The 3,910-nt window shown below is 64.8% G+C and carries 4 protein-coding genes, 1 tRNA gene and 1 pseudogene; 4 read left to right on the top strand and 2 right to left on the bottom strand.

Going from position 1 to position 3,910, the window contains the following annotated elements:
- Both EOA27_RS26310 and EOA27_RS26305 read left to right on the top strand, forming a co-directional pair.
- Positions 1-231: pseudogene (locus tag EOA27_RS26310) on the top strand (peptidase M15); the annotation flags it as partial.
- Positions 232-313: 82 nt separating this feature from the next.
- Positions 314-387 (top strand) — tRNA-Gln (locus tag EOA27_RS26305).
- Positions 388-479: 92 nt separating this feature from the next.
- Here the strand turns inward: EOA27_RS26305 and EOA27_RS26300 are convergent.
- Entirely contained in the window at positions 480-1,373 is an 894-nt protein-coding gene (locus EOA27_RS26300) for an AraC family transcriptional regulator (protein WP_126081480.1), read from the bottom strand.
- A gap of 161 nt (positions 1,374-1,534) precedes the next feature.
- Here EOA27_RS26300 and EOA27_RS26295 point away from each other — a divergent pair, with 161 nt between their 5' ends.
- Positions 1,535-2,284, top strand: a complete 750-nt coding sequence (locus tag EOA27_RS26295) for an SDR family oxidoreductase (RefSeq protein ID WP_126081481.1) — start codon at positions 1,535-1,537, stop codon at positions 2,282-2,284.
- A 5-nt stretch (positions 2,285-2,289) separates the two neighbouring features.
- On the opposite strand, the gene EOA27_RS26290 is transcribed toward EOA27_RS26295, so the two are convergent.
- The gene (locus EOA27_RS26290) at positions 2,290-2,928 is read right to left on the bottom strand and encodes a 2-dehydro-3-deoxy-phosphogluconate aldolase (protein ID WP_126081482.1); all 639 of its coding nucleotides are present in this window, start codon (positions 2,926-2,928) and stop codon (positions 2,290-2,292) included.
- Positions 2,929-3,083: 155 nt separating this feature from the next.
- Between EOA27_RS26290 and EOA27_RS26285 the strand changes: the two genes are divergently transcribed.
- A partial coding sequence (locus tag EOA27_RS26285) for a rhodanese-related sulfurtransferase (RefSeq protein ID WP_127257631.1) occupies positions 3,084-3,910 on the top strand: 827 nt, incomplete at its 3' end.

Here is a 3,910-nt window from a genome sequence, read left to right as displayed (position 1 = left end):
GTGGTGGCGGCAGCGCCGCAGGCCGCGCGCTGGGCGCTGGGCAGCGGCGTGAACATTGCTTCGGTTTCCGATCCGACGACGGCGCCGCGCTATGCCTACAACATCGTGCATACGCCACCGAGCGAAGTGTACACCGCCGGCTTCCAAACGAGTGGCGAGATGCAAGATGCCAGCCGTTTCAGCGGCAATGCGGTGAAGTTCCTCTCGGTCGCCCGTTTCCAGACGAAGTAGCCATTTGAGAGACACCGAAGAGAAGCCGCGCTGGACTTGAAGCGCGGCTTTTGTTTTTCATGTCGCGCCCAGACCGTCAGCCTCCCGCTTCGTCTAATGGTAGGACAGCGCCCTTTGAAGGCGTGAATCGTGGTTCGAATCCATGAGCGGGAACCAGTCATCGGTTGGCGTTATCTGGCATTGCGCAAGCTGCATCGGCTTGAACTTCCCGTGAGGAGGTGGGCGCCCAGCCGGCCGTATTTTAATGTTCAGTCGATTTCCAGCGCGGCCGCTTCGCCCATGGCCAGAAGCCGCGCGGCGTCACGCGCCGGAGGCAGCCCGAACTGGCGCGCATATTCGCGGCTGAACTGGGAGGCGCTTTCGTAGCCGACGGTGAAAGCAACCTGCGCCGCGCTGCCCGGTTGGGCAATCAGCAGATGGCGCGCTTCCAAAAGGCGGAGCTGCTTCTGATACTGGATCGGGCTCATCGCGGTCGCCGCCTTGAAATGGCGATGAAAGGCGGCGTTGCTCATATGCGAGAGCTCGGCCAGCTGCGTCACATCGATCGGCTCGTTGTAATGCGACCGGATCCAGGCGGTGGCGCGGCGGATCTGCGACAGGCGGCCATCGGCGCGCGCGAGCTGGCGCAGCTTTTCGCCCTGCGGGCCTTGCAAGAGCCTGAACGCGATCTCGCGTTCGAGCATGGGCGCGAGAACCGGAATCTCTTCCGGCCGATCGAGCAGCCGCAGCAGCCGTCGCCAGGCGTCGAGCAAGTCGTCATCGGCCGGGTTGGTGACGAAGCTGTCGCCGTCTATCGCCGGTCGATGGTCGATAAGCAGCCCGGCGATCAGCTCGATATCGATGGCGAAGGCGAGAGCCATGTAGGGACAGGCTCTGCTGGCTTCGATCAACTGGCTGGTGGCGGGCGCCTCCACCGCGTACACGAAATAGCTGCCGGCGCTGTAGGCAAGCGTGCGGTCGCCGATCAGCACCGTTTTGGTCCCCTGCAGGACCAGAAGCGCGGTCGGCTGGCAGAGCTCGGGCAGCGGCGGCGTCGGAAGCTCGCTGCGGCCGATGGTGACGCGCGGAATGGCCGTCTTCGTCCGCCGCCCCCGCGCGTGGCGCCCGGCCATGGCGACCAATTCCTGCAATATGTCACTCATCTTTCCAGCATTGCCGATCCATCGCGGCCAAGCAACCAAGCGAGGCGCTGACGCGCCCGCGAAGACACGAACCTGAGAGGATTAGGCAAGAGGCTGAGAGCTTTTGGCGCGCGAAGCGAGCCGGTTCACGTCATCTCTGGGTCATCGAAGGAGACATGGACATGACGACGAGAAAGAACGCGCTGGTGACCGGCGCCAACAAGGGCATCGGTCGTGAGACCGTCCGGCGGCTGGCGGCACTGGATTACAAGGTGTGGCTCGGCGCGCGCGACGCCGAACGTGGCGAGACCGCGGCGCAGGCATTGCGTGATGAGGGGTTTGATGTCGAGTGGCTCGCGCTCGATGTCGCCATCGACGACAGCGTGGCGGCCGCGGCCAAGACTGTCGCAGCGCGGGCGCCCGGCCTGGATGTGCTGGTCAACAATGCCGGCATCGCACCCGGCTATGTCGAGGCGCTGGCCCCGGACGGTCGCTATCAGCCACCGCCGAGCCAGGAGCACATCGCGGACATGAAAGCTACCTATGACGTCAACGTCTTCGGGTCGGTGCGGGTCACCCAGGCATTCCTGCCGCTGCTCCTGGCATCTCCCGCCGCCCGCATCGTCATGGTGAGCAGCTATCTCGGATCGCTGGCGCGCGCGTCCGGCAACAGCCAGTCGCCCAACGTCATGGGTTATGGCAGCTCGAAGACCGCGCTCAACGCCATTTCGCTCGCCTTCGCCAGGGAACTTGCGCCGCACGGCATCATGGTCAATGCCGCCGCTCCCGGCTACACCGCGACGGACCTCAACGCCCACAGAGGCGGCCGCACGGTGCAGCAGGCGGTCGAGATCATCGTGCGGCTGGCGACGCTGGAGCCTGGTGGACCGACAGGCGGTTACTTCGATGAGAACGGCCCGCTGCCCTGGTAAGTTGATTACTTCTTGAGCTTGCTCGCGTCACGCGCCAGCGCTTCGATCTCGTCCCACTTGCCGGCCTTGATGAGATCGTCGGGCGCCACCCAGGAGCCGCCGACGCAGATGACGTTGGGCAGGCTCAGATAGTCGGCGGCGTTCTTGGCCATTATGCCGCCGGTCGGGCAGAATTTCACGTCCGCCAGCGGCGAGGCGAAAGCTTTCAGCGAAGCGATGCCGCCGGACTGCTCGGCCGGGAAGAACTTCAGGAAGCGCAGGCCGGCTTCGCGCGCGGCCATGATCTCGCCGGGCGTGATCGCGCCGGGCAGCAGCGGCACGGGGCTGTCCTTGGCCGCCTCGAGAAGCTGGCTGGTGATGCCGGGGCTGACGATGAATGTCGAGCCGGCGCGGGCTGCTTCTTCGAACTGCCTGGCATCGAGGATGGTGCCGGCGCCGACAATCGCGTCCTCGACCTCGGCCGCGACGCGTCGGATCGCTTCCAGCGCGTCGGCGGTGCGCAGTGTGATCTCGATGGCCCGCAACCCGCCGCGCGACAAAGCGCGAGCGAGCGGCACGGCATCGGCGACATTGGCGATCTTGAGCACCGGGATGACCGGCTGACCGTTGAGGAGCGACAGGAGCTTTTCGGTCTTGCTGGTCATGTGCTGGTCTCCGTTTCTATGTTTTAAACCGATTAGCAGAAGGGTCCGTCCAAGTCCACGAAGCCCGGCGTGTCGCGATGCCGCGCGGCGGATCGTGCGTCGCCTGAACTTCCTTTGCCTTGAAACCGCTTTGACCACAGTCTAGTGGCATGGCCATGACGACAACCAAGGAATTTCAGCCCATCCAGGTCGCCGCGCTTTACAAATTCGCGCGGCTCGACGGATACGAGGCCCTGCGCGCGCCGCTCGCCGCCTTCTGTTGCGGGCGCGGCATCAAGGGCACACTGCTTCTGGCGCATGAAGGCATCAATGGCACCGTTGCCGGCAGCGAGGAAGCGATTGCCGCGCTTGTGGACCATCTGCAGGCCATCGAAGGCCTTGCCGGGCTGGAAGTCAAATACAGCAGCGCCGCCGAGATGCCGTTCCACCGCATGAAGGTGCGGCTGAAGCGGGAGATCGTCACCATGGGCGTCGAGGATATCGATCCGGCAACCAGCGCCGGCACCTATGTCGCGCCGGCCAACTGGAATGCGCTGATCTCGGACGCCGACACCGTCGTCATCGACACGCGCAACGCCTATGAAGTCTCGCTCGGCACCTTCACGGGCGCGGTCGACCCGAGGACCTCCAGCTTCCGCGAGTTCCCGGCCTGGGTGGAAGAGCACCGTGAAGAGCTCGAAGGCCGCAAAGTGGCGATGTTCTGCACCGGCGGCATTCGCTGCGAGAAGGCGACAGCCTATGTGAAGTCGCTCGGCCTCAAGAACGTCTTCCATCTCAAGGGCGGTATCTTGAAATATCTCGAAGAGGTGCCGGCCGAAGAGAGCCTGTGGCAGGGCGAGTGTTTTGTGTTCGACGAGCGGGTGTCCGTCTCGCATGGCCTGACCGAGGGCGAGGCGGAGCTCTGCCGCGCCTGCCGGCATCCGCTGACGGTCGAGGACCGGCTGTCGCCGAAATACGCGACCGGCGTTTCATGCCCGCATTG

The sequence above is a fragment of the Mesorhizobium sp. M2A.F.Ca.ET.037.01.1.1 genome (assembly GCF_003998075.1).
Classification (GTDB): Bacteria; Pseudomonadota; Alphaproteobacteria; order Rhizobiales; family Rhizobiaceae; genus Mesorhizobium.
This window is presented reverse-complemented; position numbering and strand designations above follow the sequence as displayed.

Excerpts from the sequence above, each read along its gene's own strand:
- EOA27_RS26295 (WP_126081481.1), top strand. The coding sequence starts at position 1,535 with ATGACGACGAGAAAGAACGCGCTGGTGACCGGCGCCAACAAGGGCATC.
- EOA27_RS26290 (WP_126081482.1), bottom strand. The coding sequence starts at position 2,928 with ATGACCAGCAAGACCGAAAAGCTCCTGTCGCTCCTCAACGGTCAGCCG.
- EOA27_RS26300 (WP_126081480.1), bottom strand. The coding sequence starts at position 1,373 with ATGAGTGACATATTGCAGGAATTGGTCGCCATGGCCGGGCGCCACGCG.